This window comes from Erwinia sp. Leaf53, assembly GCF_001422605.1.
In the GTDB taxonomy this organism is placed as follows: Bacteria; Pseudomonadota; Gammaproteobacteria; order Enterobacterales; family Enterobacteriaceae; genus Erwinia.
Map to the genome: position 1 here is coordinate 163,310 of NZ_LMLK01000021.1, position 15,584 is coordinate 178,893.

19 protein-coding genes are annotated in these 15,584 nt (G+C 55.9%); all 19 read right to left on the reverse strand.

The window, feature by feature from the left end; genetic code table 11:
• Positions 1-112: 112 nt before the first annotated feature.
• A complete protein-coding gene (locus tag ASF13_RS12450) occupies positions 113-886 on the reverse strand; it encodes a hypothetical protein (RefSeq protein WP_056236683.1) in 774 nt (257 codons plus the stop codon).
• A 2-nt stretch (positions 887-888) separates the two neighbouring features.
• The gene (locus ASF13_RS12455) at positions 889-2,775 is read right to left on the reverse strand and encodes a hypothetical protein (RefSeq protein ID WP_056236685.1); all 1,887 of its coding nucleotides are present in this window, start codon (positions 2,773-2,775) and stop codon (positions 889-891) included.
• A 70-nt stretch (positions 2,776-2,845) separates the two neighbouring features.
• Positions 2,846-5,878 carry a host specificity factor TipJ family phage tail protein gene (locus tag ASF13_RS12460; RefSeq protein ID WP_056236687.1) on the reverse strand — a complete coding sequence of 1,011 codons (3,033 nt, stop codon included), beginning with the start codon at positions 5,876-5,878 and terminating at the stop codon, positions 2,846-2,848.
• A complete protein-coding gene (locus tag ASF13_RS12465; RefSeq protein ID WP_056236689.1) occupies positions 5,875-6,255 on the reverse strand; it encodes a hypothetical protein in 381 nt (126 codons plus the stop codon). Before ASF13_RS12465 ends, ASF13_RS12460 begins: the two co-directional genes overlap by 4 nt.
• Before the next feature lie 13 nt (positions 6,256-6,268).
• Positions 6,269-6,751: a DUF1833 family protein gene (locus ASF13_RS12470; protein ID WP_056237164.1), complete on the reverse strand. Its 483-nt coding sequence runs from the start codon at positions 6,749-6,751 to the stop codon at positions 6,269-6,271.
• 2 nt (positions 6,752-6,753) lie between these two features.
• Positions 6,754-7,224, reverse strand: a complete 471-nt coding sequence (locus ASF13_RS12475) for a hypothetical protein (protein ID WP_056236691.1) — start codon at positions 7,222-7,224, stop codon at positions 6,754-6,756.
• Entirely contained in the window at positions 7,224-9,647 is a 2,424-nt protein-coding gene (locus ASF13_RS12480) for a phage tail tape measure protein (RefSeq protein WP_056236693.1), read from the reverse strand. The genes ASF13_RS12475 and ASF13_RS12480 overlap by 1 nt, the downstream gene beginning before the upstream one ends.
• Positions 9,648-9,706: 59 nt before the next feature.
• Complete coding sequence (locus ASF13_RS23560) at positions 9,707-10,099, reverse strand: hypothetical protein (RefSeq protein WP_072166370.1); 393 nt, start codon at positions 10,097-10,099, stop codon at positions 9,707-9,709.
• A gap of 61 nt (positions 10,100-10,160) precedes the next feature.
• A complete protein-coding gene (locus ASF13_RS12485) occupies positions 10,161-10,424 on the reverse strand; it encodes a hypothetical protein (RefSeq protein ID WP_056236695.1) in 264 nt (87 codons plus the stop codon).
• A gap of 32 nt (positions 10,425-10,456) precedes the next feature.
• Entirely contained in the window at positions 10,457-10,810 is a 354-nt protein-coding gene (locus ASF13_RS12490; RefSeq protein ID WP_056236697.1) for a phage tail assembly chaperone family protein, TAC, read from the reverse strand.
• Positions 10,811-10,870: 60 nt separating this feature from the next.
• On the reverse strand, positions 10,871-11,362 hold the full coding sequence (locus ASF13_RS12495) for a phage tail tube protein (protein ID WP_056236698.1): 492 nt from the start codon (positions 11,360-11,362) through the stop codon (positions 10,871-10,873).
• Positions 11,363-11,419: 57 nt separating this feature from the next.
• Positions 11,420-11,785, reverse strand: coding sequence for a DUF3168 domain-containing protein (locus tag ASF13_RS12500; RefSeq protein ID WP_056236700.1), 366 nt, complete (start codon positions 11,783-11,785; stop codon positions 11,420-11,422).
• The gene (locus ASF13_RS12505) at positions 11,782-12,267 is read right to left on the reverse strand and encodes an HK97-gp10 family putative phage morphogenesis protein (protein WP_056236702.1); all 486 of its coding nucleotides are present in this window, start codon (positions 12,265-12,267) and stop codon (positions 11,782-11,784) included. Before ASF13_RS12505 ends, ASF13_RS12500 begins: the two co-directional genes overlap by 4 nt.
• Complete coding sequence (locus tag ASF13_RS12510; protein ID WP_056236704.1) at positions 12,260-12,592, reverse strand: phage head closure protein; 333 nt, start codon at positions 12,590-12,592, stop codon at positions 12,260-12,262. The genes ASF13_RS12505 and ASF13_RS12510 overlap by 8 nt, the downstream gene beginning before the upstream one ends.
• A gap of 3 nt (positions 12,593-12,595) precedes the next feature.
• On the reverse strand, positions 12,596-12,799 hold the full coding sequence (locus tag ASF13_RS12515) for a hypothetical protein (RefSeq protein WP_056236706.1): 204 nt from the start codon (positions 12,797-12,799) through the stop codon (positions 12,596-12,598).
• Between the two features lie 64 nt (positions 12,800-12,863).
• Complete coding sequence (locus tag ASF13_RS12520) at positions 12,864-13,190, reverse strand: head-tail connector protein (protein ID WP_056236707.1); 327 nt, start codon at positions 13,188-13,190, stop codon at positions 12,864-12,866.
• 9 nt (positions 13,191-13,199) lie between these two features.
• Positions 13,200-13,454: a hypothetical protein gene (locus tag ASF13_RS24670; RefSeq protein ID WP_162237195.1), complete on the reverse strand. Its 255-nt coding sequence runs from the start codon at positions 13,452-13,454 to the stop codon at positions 13,200-13,202.
• Positions 13,455-13,503: 49 nt separating this feature from the next.
• Complete coding sequence (locus tag ASF13_RS12530) at positions 13,504-14,724, reverse strand: phage major capsid protein (RefSeq protein ID WP_056236710.1); 1,221 nt, start codon at positions 14,722-14,724, stop codon at positions 13,504-13,506.
• Positions 14,725-14,733: 9 nt separating this feature from the next.
• Complete coding sequence (locus tag ASF13_RS12535) at positions 14,734-15,582, reverse strand: head maturation protease, ClpP-related (RefSeq protein WP_056236712.1); 849 nt, start codon at positions 15,580-15,582, stop codon at positions 14,734-14,736.
• Positions 15,583-15,584: the final 2 nt, after the last annotated feature.

A 15,584-nucleotide genomic window follows, 5' to 3' on the forward strand; every position in this document is an offset into this window, starting at 1 on the left:
ATACTGTATGCGTATACAGTATTATTACAGAAGGGGATCGATCAAGCGGGAAATGCGGGGGAAAGGTTAAGTGGGTGTACTGCGGGGAATTTTAGTCAGTTGCCCTGCATGGTTACTGCAGCACGATGCCTTTCGCGGCCAGTCGGGATTTCGCGCGACGATATACGCCCAGCAACTCGCCCACGGACAGCATCTTATCGAAGGCGATGAACTCGGCGAAGTCGATATCAACCGCGGTGCCGCCGGCGCTGTAGTACGCCTGGCCGATAGACAGGTAGTTGCCGATAGTTTTAAGCGTAGTGCCCGAAATGCTCGACTGCGCCAGGCCGTCGCCGCTGCCCAGGTACAGGCTGGAGTAGCTCACCGCGCTGACCTCTGATTCCGTCAGCGCCACGAAAATCCATTTCCCGGCCAGCCCCGAGTAATCGAAGACGTTACGCCCCGTCTGTTCTCGGATCACACACGAAATTTTCCCGGTCGGGCCGTCAAGATAGATGCCCGATCCGTGGCGCGGAGGCGTGGCGACGTTGTCCACGGAGCCCCCCACGATCGCCACGTTTGTTGACCCCGCGACGGGATAGGTGCCCACCCGGAAAATCATCACCTGCGTCTGGTTTTTCATATCGGCAATGCCGGAAATGAGGGCGTTGCGCGCTGTGTCCAGCACGCGGATGCGGGTGTAGTTGGGATTGTTCGTCACGGTACCCAGGCGGGTCAACAGCGTGCCGGCCTTTGCGCCCACGAACGAGGGGTTGCCGGAGCCAAGCTGCCAGTGATCGACGGCGTTCAGCTCATACAGGGACGCAAACTCTTTGATGTCCGCCGCGTTAATAACGGGCAGAGAGGCGTCGGTTACGTTGACAGGCAGGCGGGTTACAGCGCTCATTTTTACTCTCCAATTTTAATGACTGGCAGTGAAAACGCCGGGCACCAGTTGTACAGGTGGCGGTTTTCACTCAAAACGTTGATGGTGTCGGGGCAGCTGTCGCGCAGGTTGCCTGAAGCACCGTTAATGATGTTCAGCTCGCTGGCGAGGTAATCCAGCGCGTAGCGCAGCGTGAGTGCAGATGCGGGCACGCTGGCCAGCGTCATCATGACGGTGTTCCCGGAAGTGGCAATCGCAGACACAGCCACGGTGTTGCCGGATGCGTCCTTCACGCAGAAGCCGGAGTCCTGCGTACTGAACTGGCTCTTATCCAGTCGCAGCGGCAGCACCGGCACGTCGAGTTTCAGCGTCAGCGTGGTGCCGCGCAGCGTGGCGGACAGCGGCCTGATGTACTGCGGCACGCACTTGTCGATCACCAGCGTCTTATAGGCCCGCGCAAAATAGGCCCCCTGCCACTTATACCCGACGTTGGTCAGGTGCGTGCCGTCACCGGCGTGAGGCAGGAAGTAGTTGGGCGACACCAGGTGAAACTTCGGGTTTCTCAGGCACGCCGCCAGCTGTGCCAGGCACACGCCCGCGCTGGTTCGCGCCTTGTAGTTGGTCTGCGTAATGATGAAGTGAACCGGTGAGGCCTGCCCCGTTCGGGCTTTAATATCCGTCTCCGCGTCGACCTGCAACTGCTCCAGCGCCGCGAGGTAGGTCGCATAGCTGGTTGGCGTAGCCAGGTCGTTCTCCGACTCTCCCTGTGAAAACATCAGCGTGTGGCAGGCAATAACCGGGTTCAGCGCCACGGCCCCGTTAATGTGCCCCAGCAGGTTGGACGCATACCAGGCACTGCCCTTGCCGAGATCGGCAATCCGGGTACCACCCTTACCAGCGGTTGATGAAAAAATGACGTGTGAGGCCGGATCGATGCCGTTCTCCGTGGCCATCAGCGTGCTGGCGTAGTTGGCCGCGCCTGAACAGACTGTCTCGCCCCGGTTAGTCCCGCCGTCTGGTGCCGTCAGCGCATCCTCCACCAGCGGTTTTTGCGTCGAGTAGTCACCGCCGGCCGCACGCGGTCCGCTGCCAAACGTGCGGTTGTAATAGGGTTGCGTGACGGAGATAACGCCAAGGCCGTTTGCACCAACTATCAGCGACTGCCCGTACCCCAGCTGGAAGTTAACCGCGCGTGCAACCGGCGTGAGCTCTGTCGCCAGCGGCACCAGTGGTGAACGCACGATTTTATCGCTGCCGGCGATAGCCCCGCCAAACATCCCGGTATCAGCGTTGTAATAGAGCGCGGCTACGTTGTTCGCGCCCATCACCACCGGATAAACCGGACCGGAGCCGGTATACAAAACCATGTCGGCCGATGCCATGACCGTTTCGCTCAGGGCAGTTACGTCCGTGTTTTTCAGCTGTCCAAGATAACTGATCCGGCGGCGTATCGAGTCGAAGTGCTGCAGCACTTCGTTGTTCAGGCCAAACACCGTTGGAAATGCCGGGCCGTCGCCAACGTACTGAACGATATCCAGCCCCGCCAGATTATTATCGGCAAGCGCTTTTGCCTCCTTCTTGCCCGTTGTTTCCGCCACGGCCACCGGCAGCCCGGAAGCGTTGCGGTAATAAACAAACCCCATCCCCGCGCCCTGCGGAACACGAAAATACTGGCCGTTGGTCGTTGCAGCCAGCCCTGCGGCCACATCCGGGTAGGTGAAATTTGACGTATCGAGCGAGGAAACAATCGCATCGAGCTCAGCCTCAAAGCCCGCCCACGTCCTGCGCTCCCTGCCCAGCCTGTCCGTGTATTTGGCGAGAAGCCCGTTAATCAACCGATCCAGCACCTGCGCATTATCCATCAGGTCGCGCGGATCGGTTGAGCCTACCCCGTTCCCGGTGTTATTCATTGGTGTCGCCATTCAGAACCTCACAAAGAAAAACCCGCCTGCTGACGGGTCTGTGATTAAAGGTTGGGGGTTATGCGCTGTCGCCGGGATAAACGGCATCGTCATACTGGTAAAGCAGCGGGGTGTACTGCACGGCGTTTGCCGTGGTGGTTCCTTCCGAAGAAGGCTCCACCGACGACACGATCGCGTCGTATCCCACTTGGTCGGAAGAGCAGAAAATCAGCCTGGGCATCTCCATCGCCGGATTATCGGTTATCCACTCGTCAAGCCGCAGGCTCTCCGTTTCCGGCAGCGTCAGGGTGTAATCATCGACGCGGCTCGGGGTCAGCAGCACCGAGGCGCTGCCGTCCTGAAAGCGGATTAGGCAGCGCGGGCTGGCAAACGTCCAGTCGAGCGGCTCACTCACGTGCAGCGTCACCATCCCGCCTTCCACCGCCAGCGCCTCAATCAGGCAACTGATAGTGTTGCTGCCCGGTATGTCGTCGGTCAGTACCAGCCTGTCGCCGACGTTGTAGCAGCGGGCGTCCATTTCGGTGACAACCTCATAGGATTCTCGCTGCAGGCGGTACTTCATCAGCCGCCGCATGCCGATGCGGTACGCCTTGTCCGTATCCGTTACGCCGTCCAGCTGGTAGGCCTCCACCTTAAACGGCGTGTCGCTGCCGATCCGGCACTGCACGGTCTCCTCCGCCCAGCTGGTGCCGTTGATGTAGGTCACGTCCACCGCGTCGTAGTCGTCCTGCGACGGCGCGGTGAAGCTGGTCGTCATGTGCTCCGTGGTTTCCTGCGGGCTGATGATGCCCGTCCACGGCTTGACGCCCTCCCGCCCGGCGGAGGCAAGGCCGTCCGACAGCAGGAAGTAGCCCATGCCCGCATTGGCGATCATCTGCATCATGTCCAGCACCGAGGTGTTATCGCCGTCGGCGGAGAAGTCGAAGCGCTCACCGCGCGGCGTCCAGTACGTCGACTCCAGCGCGTTGATGGTGGCCGTGTCGATTTCATCCGGCGACATGCCGGCGCTGGTCAGCACGTGGTGAAACGCCCCGCTCAGGCTTCTGTCGCCGCCTCCGGCGTAGTTTCTCGTCGCAACAACGCTGATGCGGCGGTCAGACTGAGCAGCAATTTTATTGCCGGTGACGAAGGTGATCGCCATCGTGGTGACGCCATCATAGGCCGCAGGGCGGGTGTCCAGGCGCGAACGCAGCCCCTTCCAGTACATGGTGTCGCGGGCGTTGTTGGAGCCCTGCTCATTCCTGCGGCGGCAACGCACTTCAACCAGGCCAGCAACGGACAGGTCGAATCTCTCCGTGAACCCGATGCCGTCAACCATCTTTTCAGCATAAACGCCCCGCCGGCTGTGCCACCCGGAACCCTCCGCATAATTTCGCCACTGAATCTCCCATTCAACGTGACGAATGCGCTTGTTCCCGCTGTTGTCAAACCCGCAGACGCCATTCGGAAAGGCAAAGTCGACCTCAAAAATCCGGGTTACTTCATTTTCCGGGCAGGCAAGAAACGGCCCGAGCCACTTCTCATCTTCGTTAATGCCGCTGACGCTAAAATCCAGAACGGTTCTGGCGGCAAAACCCGGCCAGGTGTCGTCAGCCACTCCCTCTTTTAACCGGGACACCTCAACGGTAAGCCCGTCGATGGAGGTGATTCGATACTGGTTATCGCGCAGCCCCACCGCCATTCGTACAGCACCGGACGGCAGGCCGCCAAAGGGTGTACCCGTGGCAGAGCCGTAGGCCAGCATCAGGCTGGCTGGTGAAGCGGGTACGCCTCCGCTGGACGCCGCACCCGCCACGCTTACCGGCGCGCCGCCGAATACCGAAACGGGCAGATCGCTGTGGGCAATCGACGAACCGACGTAAGGGCTGGATGCTTCCCGGATCGACAGCCTGCCAGATGCATCCTCAGCAACCAGCCCGGAACCGGCAAGCTGGGTGGCAACGGCATCAACCAGCCCGCTCATGTTGATATAGTCCGCCTGCAGGGAAACGGGCCATGACAACCCGCGCCACGTCAGAAGGAATGTTTCCGCCGCGGCGGAGAAATCATAGGCTGAGGGCGCCGCACTCCCCGTCAGGCTGGCCGCGCTTCCGCCTTCACCCGGCACGGCGGCAACCGGGCCGGAGTAGGCGGCGACATACAGATCGTAATCCGCACCGTTAAAACTCAGAGTGACGGGCATTCCCGGATAGGCGGCCAGCTCGGTGAGGGTGTTGCCGGTTATCACGCTGTAGAGGCCTGACGCACCCACGGTGTAATTATCCGGCGCAATAATGCTCAGCGCGGTGCCCACGCTCCAGCCCTCTGGCAGCTCGTTGGTTTCATCATCCCCGACAGATGTGCCGGCGAAGGTGACCGCATTACCTGAAAAGGTTGCCGCGTCGGCCAGGATATTGTCGTTACGGGATGAGGATGATCCCATGTCTATCCCGCTGCCCCCTGCCGACGTTGATCCGACTTCACTGCTGTTAAACCAGTTCTCAGTCCTGACATCGCCAGACACGTCAGCCCCCGGAGGATAAACCGTATAGCGGAAGTCATCGCCCAGGGCCGTCACCGGCGTGGTGCCGACCCGAATGTCGCCCCTGCTAAACGAGAACTCCCCGACGCCGAGGCAGACGAACAGGCTCGTCTCGAACGTCGTCTTGTTTATAAATCGTGATGCGGGCTGAACCACGTAATCGGGAAAGATACGACAACGACCAAGAACCTCGCGGATCGGGTCACCCAGCTTTGCGGCGTTGGCCTTTGCCGGGTCCATGCTCAGCGTCTCGCCCTGGCCAGGCGCGGTGCCCAGGCCAAACGACAGCGTGCTCATCACGTAAACGGCGTACACGGCGGCGATGATGCCAACCACAATGATCCCCGGAACCGGGAACATGCGGACGTCGCTGCCGGGGTCTATCACCACCTCTGCCCACAGCGCCGGCGGCACGGAGACACCGTCAACATCCACGGCCACCGGGTGCGCCATGTCCTGCCGGTAGTTATCCACGTTGGCCGCCATCCACGCATGAACGGTCATCCGATCGTGTTCCTGGGTTTCCAGCGGCTCTCCCGGCAGGCGGGAGGGGTAAAAGCGTATGGTCACTGGTAATACTCCACTTTCAAAAATTTACGCTCAAACCGCGCCAGTGGCAGTATGCTGACGTTGGTTCCGGTGTTGTTCTCCATCACGTACAGCAGGCCGTCGATCGCGAGAACAATCGCCACGTGCGTTACCATGCCGCCCTTGTAGCAGGCGGCCACCACGCCCTGCGCCGGTTCGCAGCGGGTAATGCTGCTGAGAAATTCCCGGAAGGTACTGTGCATCCGGTCGCCCTCTTTGATCACCCCTTCAAACGCGGGCCACGGCGGCAGACCGAGGTCGCGGCGCACCTCATGCACCAGGCCGTAACAGTCGAGAACGGGAAAGGCGCGGCCGCCCATCTGCCAGGTGACAGACCGGTATTTATCAATGTCGAGCATGGGGACCTCTGGTTTACGGGATGTGGCGCAGCCCAGGGAAGTCGGCCAGCGTGTAGCGCCGGCGCGGCCAGGCCTTATCAAGGATGTTCATGTAACCGGCGCTGATCTGCACTTCGGTGGCTGACCAGGAGCCTGACTTGATCGCCAGGGTAAACGGCCTTTCGGAAGGTGCCGTAAGGTCGGTCGAAACGTAAGCCCGGTAGGTCAGCAGGCCTTTAATCTGCGCGGCCAGCGCCGCGCGGATCGCCTTCGATACCCTGCCGTTGATATTGCCGATAGCAAACTTCAGGTCCTGGGTGCCGTCGGTGTTTTTGGCCGGCAGCGCGAGGTCAATACCACCCGCCTCAAAGGTTACGGTCTGGCCATTCTCCAGCGTGGCGGTGATGTCCTCGAAGCCCTTTGTCACGTAATACACTTCACTGCCGGCGGTGATCTGCAGCGTTTCGATGATCACTTCCGTTCCTGACGAGGCGTAAAGGCGGTTGAGAATGCTGATGGTCATGCTTCAGGCCACTCCCTGTTAATCGCAATATCAATGAGTGAGGAACCGGACACCAGTCCAGGATAAAGACCCCAGCCCGGAGGCAGCAGCGGACGCTCCCACAGTTCAAGCGTGGCGCTGTAACGCCAGTAGCGCCCACCCTCCAGCGTTGGCCCCTCGTAGATGTCAGTGAAACGGCACACGTAACCACGAACGCCGATCGGCGTTTTAAGTTTCATGTTGAACCAGCTGGCACCGTCAGCGATCACGTCCCTGAACCAGGCTTCGAAAATTTGCCCTTGGGTATCGTCCATAATCCAGCTGGCAGAGACCTCACTCGGCGTTGAGGTGTAAAGCCGGCGCTGACGCGCGCGCCCGGATGCCATCTGCGTTCTCAGCAAAGGTGAAACGGGCTTAAGCCCGTAGCCATCCTGCAGCGGGAGCGGCAGGTAGTCGTGGGGATAGTCAATGTTAGAGGTTATGCCCATCAGGTTTTCTTCACCCCCGCTTTGGTTTTGGCCTGTATGGCTTTATGCAACAAGCCTGCACCCGTAGCTACCGACTCAACTGCTTTCATGTAACCCTGCTGGGCTCCGTCTGCAGCGGCTTTCTTCATCATGGCGATCTGTACATCAGAGGGATCGCCGTTGACGTTGAAATTTAGCACTGGAGCATAGGTGGCCCCGCCACCAGCACTCTGCTGGTTAACTCGCTCAAGAGTTGCATCAAGTTTTGCAGATGTCTTTGCAGTAGTAACTCGCTCTCCTTTTTGCAGAAGCCAGGTGCCTGTTTCTGGCACTGAATCAATACCGTCATGGGCCTGGCCGGATAAAGCTGAGCTTACGCCAACCATCAGAACACCAGCGGCAGCGGCAGCAGCAACCGCTGCACCTGGTGCAACAGCAGGGCCAACGTATGGAATTCCAATCATGCTGGTAAATGCCTGCAGGGCGGCCATTGCCACTTGCGCAGCAGCGTATTGCAAAAGTGCTGCGCCCATAGACTGGATAAAGGTTGCTGCAAAGTCCTTAACATTTAGCTTTCCAGTTTCAGCCCACTGGATAACCATATCAGTCAAGCCACTAAACGCCTGGGCTCCAACTTGTTGCATGTTGCTATACAAGTCCATTGATGCCTGCATCTGGGTTGATAATCCAGAAACAAACCCGGCAGTACCACTATTCTGGAGCTCGTCTAATTTCTTATAGTGTTCATCCTGAATATCCAGCCGTTCAGCAAGAGCATCTTTTAATGCTTGCGTCCCTCTGTCATAAAAACTCTTCTCAATCTTTCCTGATTGATAGCGATTTTGTAAATCACGCTGCTGATTTAAAAAGTCTTCTTCTAAGGAAAGTTTCTCTTTCAACCTCTCCCTATCATTGTCACTGAGCGAAGCACCTGCAATATCGATGCCAAGTGATTTCTTTGAATTCAAGTTGGAGGAATTCAAAGTTGCAACAAACTCTGCCAGCTTTAGATTTTCTTCATTTTGCTTTTTCAGCGCACGGAGGCTATCAAGCTCTTTAGCAAGCAATTCTAATTTCTTTTTCTGTGAATCATTTATACCTGAAAGCTTACCGTCCTCCACATCAAAGCGCAGCTTCTGCAACTCCGTCACTTCAACGGTTTTTTTACCTGTTGTATCAAGTAATGATATCTGACGCTGGTAACTCAATTCTAACGCTTTGTATGCACTATCAAGCTTTTTCAAACCAGCGTCTGGTTTGGGTTTCCCGTTAGTGTTTCCAGAGCCAAGTGAGAACTGACTTGCACCAACAACTGCTGCAGGGCCTACAGGGAGAGTACTGGCTGCAGCATTCAGTTTTTCACGCCTTTTAGTTAGTAGGTCGATCTCTTTATCAATTTCTTCACTGGATGGCATTGTCCCTATACTACGCTCGACAATAGTTGACCAGTCGTCAGAGGTCTCCCTGGCCATTTTCAACCATTTGAGTCGGCGATCGATTATGGATGAATTTTGAGAGTCACCTATTGGGTCTGACCCTTTCCAGTTTTCGATAAGACCTCCAGCAGCAGCACCGGCTTTAACAAGCCAGTTTGCAAGGTCTACAACGCCTTCAACCAGAGAGGTCAGTCCTTTAAGCACGTCAGGATCAGTGAGAACATTAGCTATATTATCAATCGACTGATTTAGCGGCCCCAGGTCGACTTTAGCCAGCCCCGTAGCAATCTCAATCTTGAGTCCCGATACTCTGTTTTCCATCTCTTCGAAAAGATCATTAACTTTCAACAAGTCATCTATAGACTGCTGATTAGGTGCTATTCCGTAATCTTTTGCCTGCTGTAAAAGCTCTTTTAACTTTTCATTATTATTATCAAAAAGAGGGATAAGTTTGGACAGGTCATTCCCTAGACTTTCAAGAATGGCGACTTTTCCGGCATTAGTACCTATCTTGCCTAATGCCTCACCTATAGCCATCATTTGTTTATCTGGTGATACTTTTGACAGCTTCTCAGCTGAAAGGCCCAATGTATCTAAAGCTTCAACTGCCTCGCCTGACTTATTTAGAACTGCCTCACCTATCTTTTCACTCAAGTCTTTAAAAATATCCCCCATATTATCACCAGCAACACCTGCCTCTTGCGCTGCAAACTGCCATGATAATAAGTCTTGTGTTGATATTTTTAGCGCTGTCGCAAGTTTGTCTGCGGAGCTAACTTGCTCCGCTGTGCTTTTAAGTAGTGCAAATCCGGCCACGCCCACTGCTGTTGCAGCTGCATACCCGATAGTCGCCATACCTGCAACAGCACTTCCTGCAAGCTTTATATTGTTTTCTACTTTTTTTCGCCATTCTTCCGAAGCTCGCTCAGCTCTGTCCATGCCTGAAACAAACCCACCCACTTTAGCTATCAAATCAATAGTGAGTGTGCCAAGAGATTTGTTAGCCATTTAAATCTCCAGATAATAAAAAACCCGCCAATTGGCGGGTTTTGCTGAAAATGATTAAGTTAAAAAACTTTGCCCGTGTAGCCTGCACCTACCTGAGCATCAGCAGACTCTATTTTACCATTCGAGTAAAATACGGTATGTGATTCAGAACCTGTATATCCTCCGTAACTGTTTTTTGCATTAACAGTCAGGGGAATCAGCCACCCAAAGCGCATTTGCCCACCAGAATCAGCTAAAATACCATCTTTAAACCAAGCTTTAGAGGGCTCACCAAAGGTGTATTGAGCAGAGTAAGGGTCCTTGAGCATTCTACCCCACCAGTCTTTCACCTGCTGCTGGTAGTCATTTGGTAGCGATCCATAGTTTGCCATCTGGATTTGCGTCTGACTTGGAGGTGTGGCTGCGCACGCAGACAACATTAAGGCCAGAAGTAATGGTGTTATTTTCTTCATATGATCCCTCAATTAAGTTTAAGTATTAATCCTAAACACTAATTGTGCGCTGGGAAAGTACTCAGGACCACTCTTTCATCGCCTCTTCGAGGCTAACGGGCTTCTTATCAATGTGAGGGGCGAAATCCGTAACATCAAACGGTGGTGTTTTTTTGTCGCGGTTTGTGTTGGCGATCAAGCTGGAGATCAGCGCAGCCCCCCATTCAATCCGCATGATGGGATTCAAGCCACCGTACTTCTGCCGGTACTTTAGCCACAAGCGGAACTCACCCAGGCTCATCATCTCCTGAGCTTCGGCTATTGTCCTCCCCCCTATCCCATTCATGACGAGCTCACACCACACCTCATCATCGGCGGTTAGCTCTTCGTCTTTCCCAGGTTATTTACTTCCTGAATAGCCACCAGCAGCGCGATGGTTAATGCGCCGTCCAGCGCCCCGCGTTCTGCGTCTGCCTCGCCGGTGATGTCCTGGGGCGTGAAAATTGCCTTACCTTCTTCGTCACAGATTGCAGCTGCAATGCGGCCTGCAACGTTGTCCACCGCCCCCCTGGTTGCAAGAAGATCGGATTTGGTCGTGTGATAGCCTTCAGGCCGAACAAACACAGTCGCTTTAATCTCGTCACCTTCTGTATTTTTCCAGGTGATTTCTTTCTCTACCGGGCGGCCAGTAAACGCCCCTAACTCCTTCATTGAGGCCATAGTCAGCTTCATGGGTTGATCCTGTATCAGAAGTGGATTGGGGGCGTTTCCACCCCGAAATGTATTACGCCGTTAAGCCTGAACCTTCGGCACCCATACGGACGGGCCTGAGCGCTGGATAGCGGCAGTCGTGCTTACAACCGTGTTGGCCTGAAAGTCGAAGGGAAAATCACTGACGTACCCCTGGAACACAAAGAAAGTCCGATCATCAGGCAGGATGAGGCCATCTACCGAGCCTGGCGCGTTAGCAGCAGCGGCAGTTGGTTCGGATTCACCATCTGCCCACGCCACGGCAAACGTGAGCAGTGACTCGTCATCAGATTCGGCCAGGCTGTGCAGCATGATGTGACTGGCATTTCTCGGATCGGCATTCAGTGTGACGGAAGCGGCAGCTGGCGTGCGCAGGCCGCGCTTATAGGTGCGGCTGTTTCGCTCACTCAGACAGGTGTCTTCAATCTGGTCGGCGGGGTTGCCGCCAGGGGTAAATCCAGTAATGCACTCTACTTCGCTCACCACTCCGGCAGAGAGAACGAAGAGCTGTGTGCCTTGCGTCAATACGGACATAATTATCTCCGGTCATAAAAAAACCGGCACATGGCCGGCATTGTTGGTAAGGGGGGGTTAGCGGTTCACTATCCAGTCAACATCGAAGGAATAGCGGTAGGTCCTGGTTTCACTGTCCCGCATCTGGCCGCCCCATCGGGTGATATAGGCATGGGGCTCAATGGCATCACGGAGCGCTTTGGTAACAGCAATCACTTCACCGGCTGTTTTTGCGTACACGTCCACCTGCAGCGAGTAGCTGTCGTGATCCGGTACGCCATCCAGATACTGTGGAGGGCCGCCGCCGATGTTCTGCCAGACCGCATAGGGGTACTTAATATCGCCATCGTACTGGCCGAAGGGATACAGCCTGACCGGTGAATCACCAATCAGAGCCCGAACCGCTGGGCTGACGGCACACAATTCAAAAATAGGTGCGATCATGAATTCCCAGCCCTCCGCTGTGCCCGCGCAAGCGCGCGGTCTATCGCCTTCTCGTATTCAACAACGAAGGTCACAAGAACCTCATTGACGCTCGACTCCGCGGCTGGCCGCATGAATGGTTGGGCTGCCATATGTTCGGTGCCAAACTCAATCAGACGCCAGTGCGGCGTAGGGGCGTTTTTCTCCTTATCCGGGTGATCCTTCAGGACCGCGCCATACATCACACCGATACGGAACCCCAGATCGCCGGTTCGCTTGAATAAACGGCCATTCCAGCGCAGCGCGATGTTATCCGCGATGCTACGGCCAGTTGCGGGGTCGTCAATTCGACCAGCGTTAGCTTTAGCCTTATTGACGATGATGGTAGCCGCGCGGCGCAGCGCAGAGCGCCCGCCTTTGCGCTTCATGTCCGCACTGATGACGTCCAGCTTCCCAAGCAGGGTATCTATCCCCGTAAGGCTAAAACTCACACCATCAGCCATCGTTAACCCCCTCAGAGCACGGCAGCGTCAGATACTCGCGCCCACTGCCCGGATCGGCGAGAACGCCTTCGATATTGAATATCTGGCCGCGGTGCAGAATACGTTGCTGACGCGTCACACCGGCCCGGTAGCGAATTTTGATGCGGGTAGTAACTTCCCCCTGCCCGGCCTGCGCCGCGACGAACTCACGAACCGACAGCGGTGAAACTTCTGCCCACAGCGTGGCCACATCGACCCAGGATGATTCTACCGCGCCGGTTAGCGGGTCCTGATGCTGCACCTTGTCCTGCAGTAGCACGCGATGTCGTAGCTTACCTGCCTGCATAAATCACCCCATCGGTTTGCCACTCAGGTAAGTTTTGATGCCCAGGCTATCCTCTTCCAGCTCGTCGGTAGCAAACGACTGAATGATGATCGCGCTCAGCGACTCATTCGACTCGGCCAAGCGGGTTATCGCCGCCGTCTGTTGTTTCTTCGCCGCCGTCTCGGCGGTCAGCGCTGCTATCAGCGCGTTTACCAGTTGCTCGTTCATGGGCTATTTTCATCCACTTTTCAAGCCACTCGCGGCGGCGTTGGCAGGCGGCACAAGACATAACTCAGACACCATAAATTTTATAAGGCTGTAAGAGAGCCTCAACGGCCAGCGGCAGAGTTGCAGCTGCGCCAGCTGTGCTGACAGCCTCTCTGTTTTCAAACCAATGCCCGATCAGTAAAAGCATCGCGGTTCGAATATCGTCGTCAAACAGCAGTCTGTTTTCATCGGTATCAAACCCCGGATCGGTGTTCAGTGTATAAAGCTTTCGTCGGGTCCAGGTTTCTACATAACGCCAGGCGGCGCGGTTGAAAATATTGAGCAGCTCATCATTTTCAACAGCTTCTGGATCAATCCGACAATGAGCTTTAATGATGCTCATCTCGATCATGGGGAGGCCTTATTTTGTCTTGGCTTTCGCTTTAGCGAGGGCTGGCTGCTCTGGCTGCTCTGGCTGCTCTGGCTGCTCTGGCTGCTCTGGCTGCTCTGGCTGCTCTGGCTGCTCTGGCTGCTCTGCAGGATTATCTTCATCCGCCAGCTGCGCATAAAACTTTTTGATAAGCTCGCGGCCATGCTGCTCGGCAGTTTCAAGCGTGGTGCCGGCGTCCTTCACTTCTCCATCGTGATAGATGGGTTTCAGCAATTTCAGTTTCATGGTTAGCTCCAGCTAAAAAGCGGCCCGCAGGCCGCTAAGTAAAAGGGATTTATGCGCCGCCGCCAGCAGCTGGCGGAGTGAAGGTGCCATAGATGAAGGCCTCAGGGCGCTTAACCGCCAGCGCAAGACGCTCTTCACAACGAATTGAGATCATGTTTTTCTCAAAGTCGTCGGCGTTCTCGGTAGAAATCACCACGTTGGCATCTTCACGATCGAAGATTTGTGCGCCGGCATTGAATGCCCCGGTCAGGAATTTACCCTGGAAGGCCGCCGCCTCAGTCGCCACCACCGGCAGCCCCCACAGAGTCGGGCCAGTCAGCGCTGCCGGATTCGCCAGGATATAGCGGCCCAGCGTGTCTTTAATCAGTTCGATCTTCGCCCAGTCGATGAAGTGCAGAACATGACCCGACGCAGGGAATCGCGCCAGCTGGGCCTGCAGCATCGCAAGGCGCAAATCATCAATGCCGTTCTGCTGATCCACTTCAAACGCCGCTGCATACACAGACGCCTGCGGGATGATGCCTTCGAGGTGAGCACCGGTCCCGTCACCAAACAGAATCTCCTGCTCTTCTACATATTTCAGGCCATAACGCAGCTCAGCGTCGATGGTTGACTGAAGCTGCGGCATATCGTCCAGAATCTGCTTGGCCGCCTTGAAAAGGTGCGCAATGGTACGTACCGGGGTGATCTTCTCAGCGAACTGAATATCGCTGTAAGGTTTGGTGGTGTTCTCAGCGACCGCCTTAGCATTGTTGGTGAATCCAGTCTGCTGCACCCAGTAAATGGTGTTGGATGCAGTGCGGCCAGGCGCGATCAGGTCGCGAATGAACAGGCGCTGTTTTGGCTGAGCATCGATACCCGGAAGGCGATCGGGGGCCACAATCTGACCCGGTACATTCACCGTCAGCAGAGCGGCACTTACCGGAATGCTGAGACGTTTATTACCTTCAACACCGGCAGCAAATGCTTTCAGCGCTTCGGCAGAAATAACCTGCTGACCGACGGTCTCAACCAGTTTTGCCGCGTTGCTGAGCGGCATCTGAGCGACGTGCTGTTCCAGCTCACCCAGCGCAGCTTTCAGCGTTTTTTCAGCTTCACGCATGGCGTTAAACTCTGACGCCATTTTGTCGACCGCAGCCTTAGTTTCTTCTGAAAGTGAGCCGGATTTTTTAGCTTCCTTCAGAGCTTCTTCCGCTTTGGCGCTGAACTTGCCGTTGGCCTCTTCGATACTGGCCGTTACTTTTTTCAGAATTTCGTTTACTTCAGACATAGTGATTCCTTATTTGCCGAACGCGGCCAGCGCGTTATTGAGTTCTTCGAGATGTTCAGGACTGATTGTTTCGGTAGCGCCCGGCGTACCATCGTGATCAGCAGCAGCGCCTGGCTTGCTGCCGTTTAAAGCGTTCAGAAGCTTTCTCCGCTCCGATCGGGTCGTGCCCGTTTTAGCCAACAGCGCATCAAGTTTGCGCAGCGCAGCAGCAGGGCTGTCGTCACCATCAGAGATTTCGTCCGCAGAAAGCAGGCGATCGGCAAAGCCTTTGTTAACGGCATCGCTTCCGCCGATGTAGGTTTCGCCGTCCATCATCGCGCCAACATCCTCTACGGAGAGGCCGGTACGGTGCGCGTAGATGTCGGCCATCGCCTGATCAAAAGGGGCCATGTCTGCCGCAATCTGTGCCAGGTCATGCCGGTTACCCATCGCATAGACCCAACAGTTGTGAATCATCAGGAACGCTCCGCGCCCGATCTGAATTTCGTCACCGGCCATCGCGATAATGGAAGCGGCTGAAGCCGCAAGGCCCAGTACTTTTACCGTCACCTTGCCTTCGTACTCACGCAGCAGGTTGTAAATCGCCAGGCCTTCGAACATGTCGCCGCCCGGTGAATTAACGTTCACCGTCACGTTAGCACCCCCGATTGAACGCAGGACGCCAGCGATACGGCTGGCTGTCACGCCATCCCCCCAGTAATCAGCGCCAATCACGTCAAAAATAGAAATACTGTTCTCATCAGGCTTTGCGGCTTTGATGCCGCCGTTCCAGCGTTCCATAGCGGCAGCCGGCAGGTCCCGTTTTGAGAGCGCAGAAGGCCGCCCCGCCGGCGCTGCCGGAAGGCTTTTCAGTGTCATGG

Excerpts from the sequence above, each read along its gene's own strand:
- ASF13_RS12450 (WP_056236683.1), bottom strand. The coding sequence starts at position 886 with ATGAGCGCTGTAACCCGCCTGCCTGTCAACGTAACCGACGCCTCTCTG.
- ASF13_RS12455 (WP_056236685.1), bottom strand. The coding sequence starts at position 2,775 with ATGAATAACACCGGGAACGGGGTAGGCTCAACCGATCCGCGCGACCTG.
- ASF13_RS12465 (WP_056236689.1), bottom strand. The coding sequence starts at position 6,255 with ATGCTCGACATTGATAAATACCGGTCTGTCACCTGGCAGATGGGCGGC.
- ASF13_RS12475 (WP_056236691.1), bottom strand. The coding sequence starts at position 7,224 with ATGGGCATAACCTCTAACATTGACTATCCCCACGACTACCTGCCGCTC.
- ASF13_RS12480 (WP_056236693.1), bottom strand. The coding sequence starts at position 9,647 with ATGGCTAACAAATCTCTTGGCACACTCACTATTGATTTGATAGCTAAA.
- ASF13_RS23560 (WP_072166370.1), bottom strand. The coding sequence starts at position 10,099 with ATGAAGAAAATAACACCATTACTTCTGGCCTTAATGTTGTCTGCGTGC.
- ASF13_RS12485 (WP_056236695.1), bottom strand. The coding sequence starts at position 10,424 with ATGAATGGGATAGGGGGGAGGACAATAGCCGAAGCTCAGGAGATGATG.
- ASF13_RS12490 (WP_056236697.1), bottom strand. The coding sequence starts at position 10,810 with ATGAAGCTGACTATGGCCTCAATGAAGGAGTTAGGGGCGTTTACTGGC.
- ASF13_RS12495 (WP_056236698.1), bottom strand. The coding sequence starts at position 11,362 with ATGTCCGTATTGACGCAAGGCACACAGCTCTTCGTTCTCTCTGCCGGA.
- ASF13_RS12500 (WP_056236700.1), bottom strand. The coding sequence starts at position 11,785 with ATGATCGCACCTATTTTTGAATTGTGTGCCGTCAGCCCAGCGGTTCGG.
- ASF13_RS12505 (WP_056236702.1), bottom strand. The coding sequence starts at position 12,267 with ATGGCTGATGGTGTGAGTTTTAGCCTTACGGGGATAGATACCCTGCTT.
- ASF13_RS12510 (WP_056236704.1), bottom strand. The coding sequence starts at position 12,592 with ATGCAGGCAGGTAAGCTACGACATCGCGTGCTACTGCAGGACAAGGTG.
- ASF13_RS12515 (WP_056236706.1), bottom strand. The coding sequence starts at position 12,799 with ATGAACGAGCAACTGGTAAACGCGCTGATAGCAGCGCTGACCGCCGAG.
- ASF13_RS12520 (WP_056236707.1), bottom strand. The coding sequence starts at position 13,190 with ATGATCGAGATGAGCATCATTAAAGCTCATTGTCGGATTGATCCAGAA.
- ASF13_RS24670 (WP_162237195.1), bottom strand. The coding sequence starts at position 13,454 with ATGAAACTGAAATTGCTGAAACCCATCTATCACGATGGAGAAGTGAAG.
- ASF13_RS12530 (WP_056236710.1), bottom strand. The coding sequence starts at position 14,724 with ATGTCTGAAGTAAACGAAATTCTGAAAAAAGTAACGGCCAGTATCGAA.
- ASF13_RS12535 (WP_056236712.1), bottom strand. The coding sequence starts at position 15,582 with ATGACACTGAAAAGCCTTCCGGCAGCGCCGGCGGGGCGGCCTTCTGCG.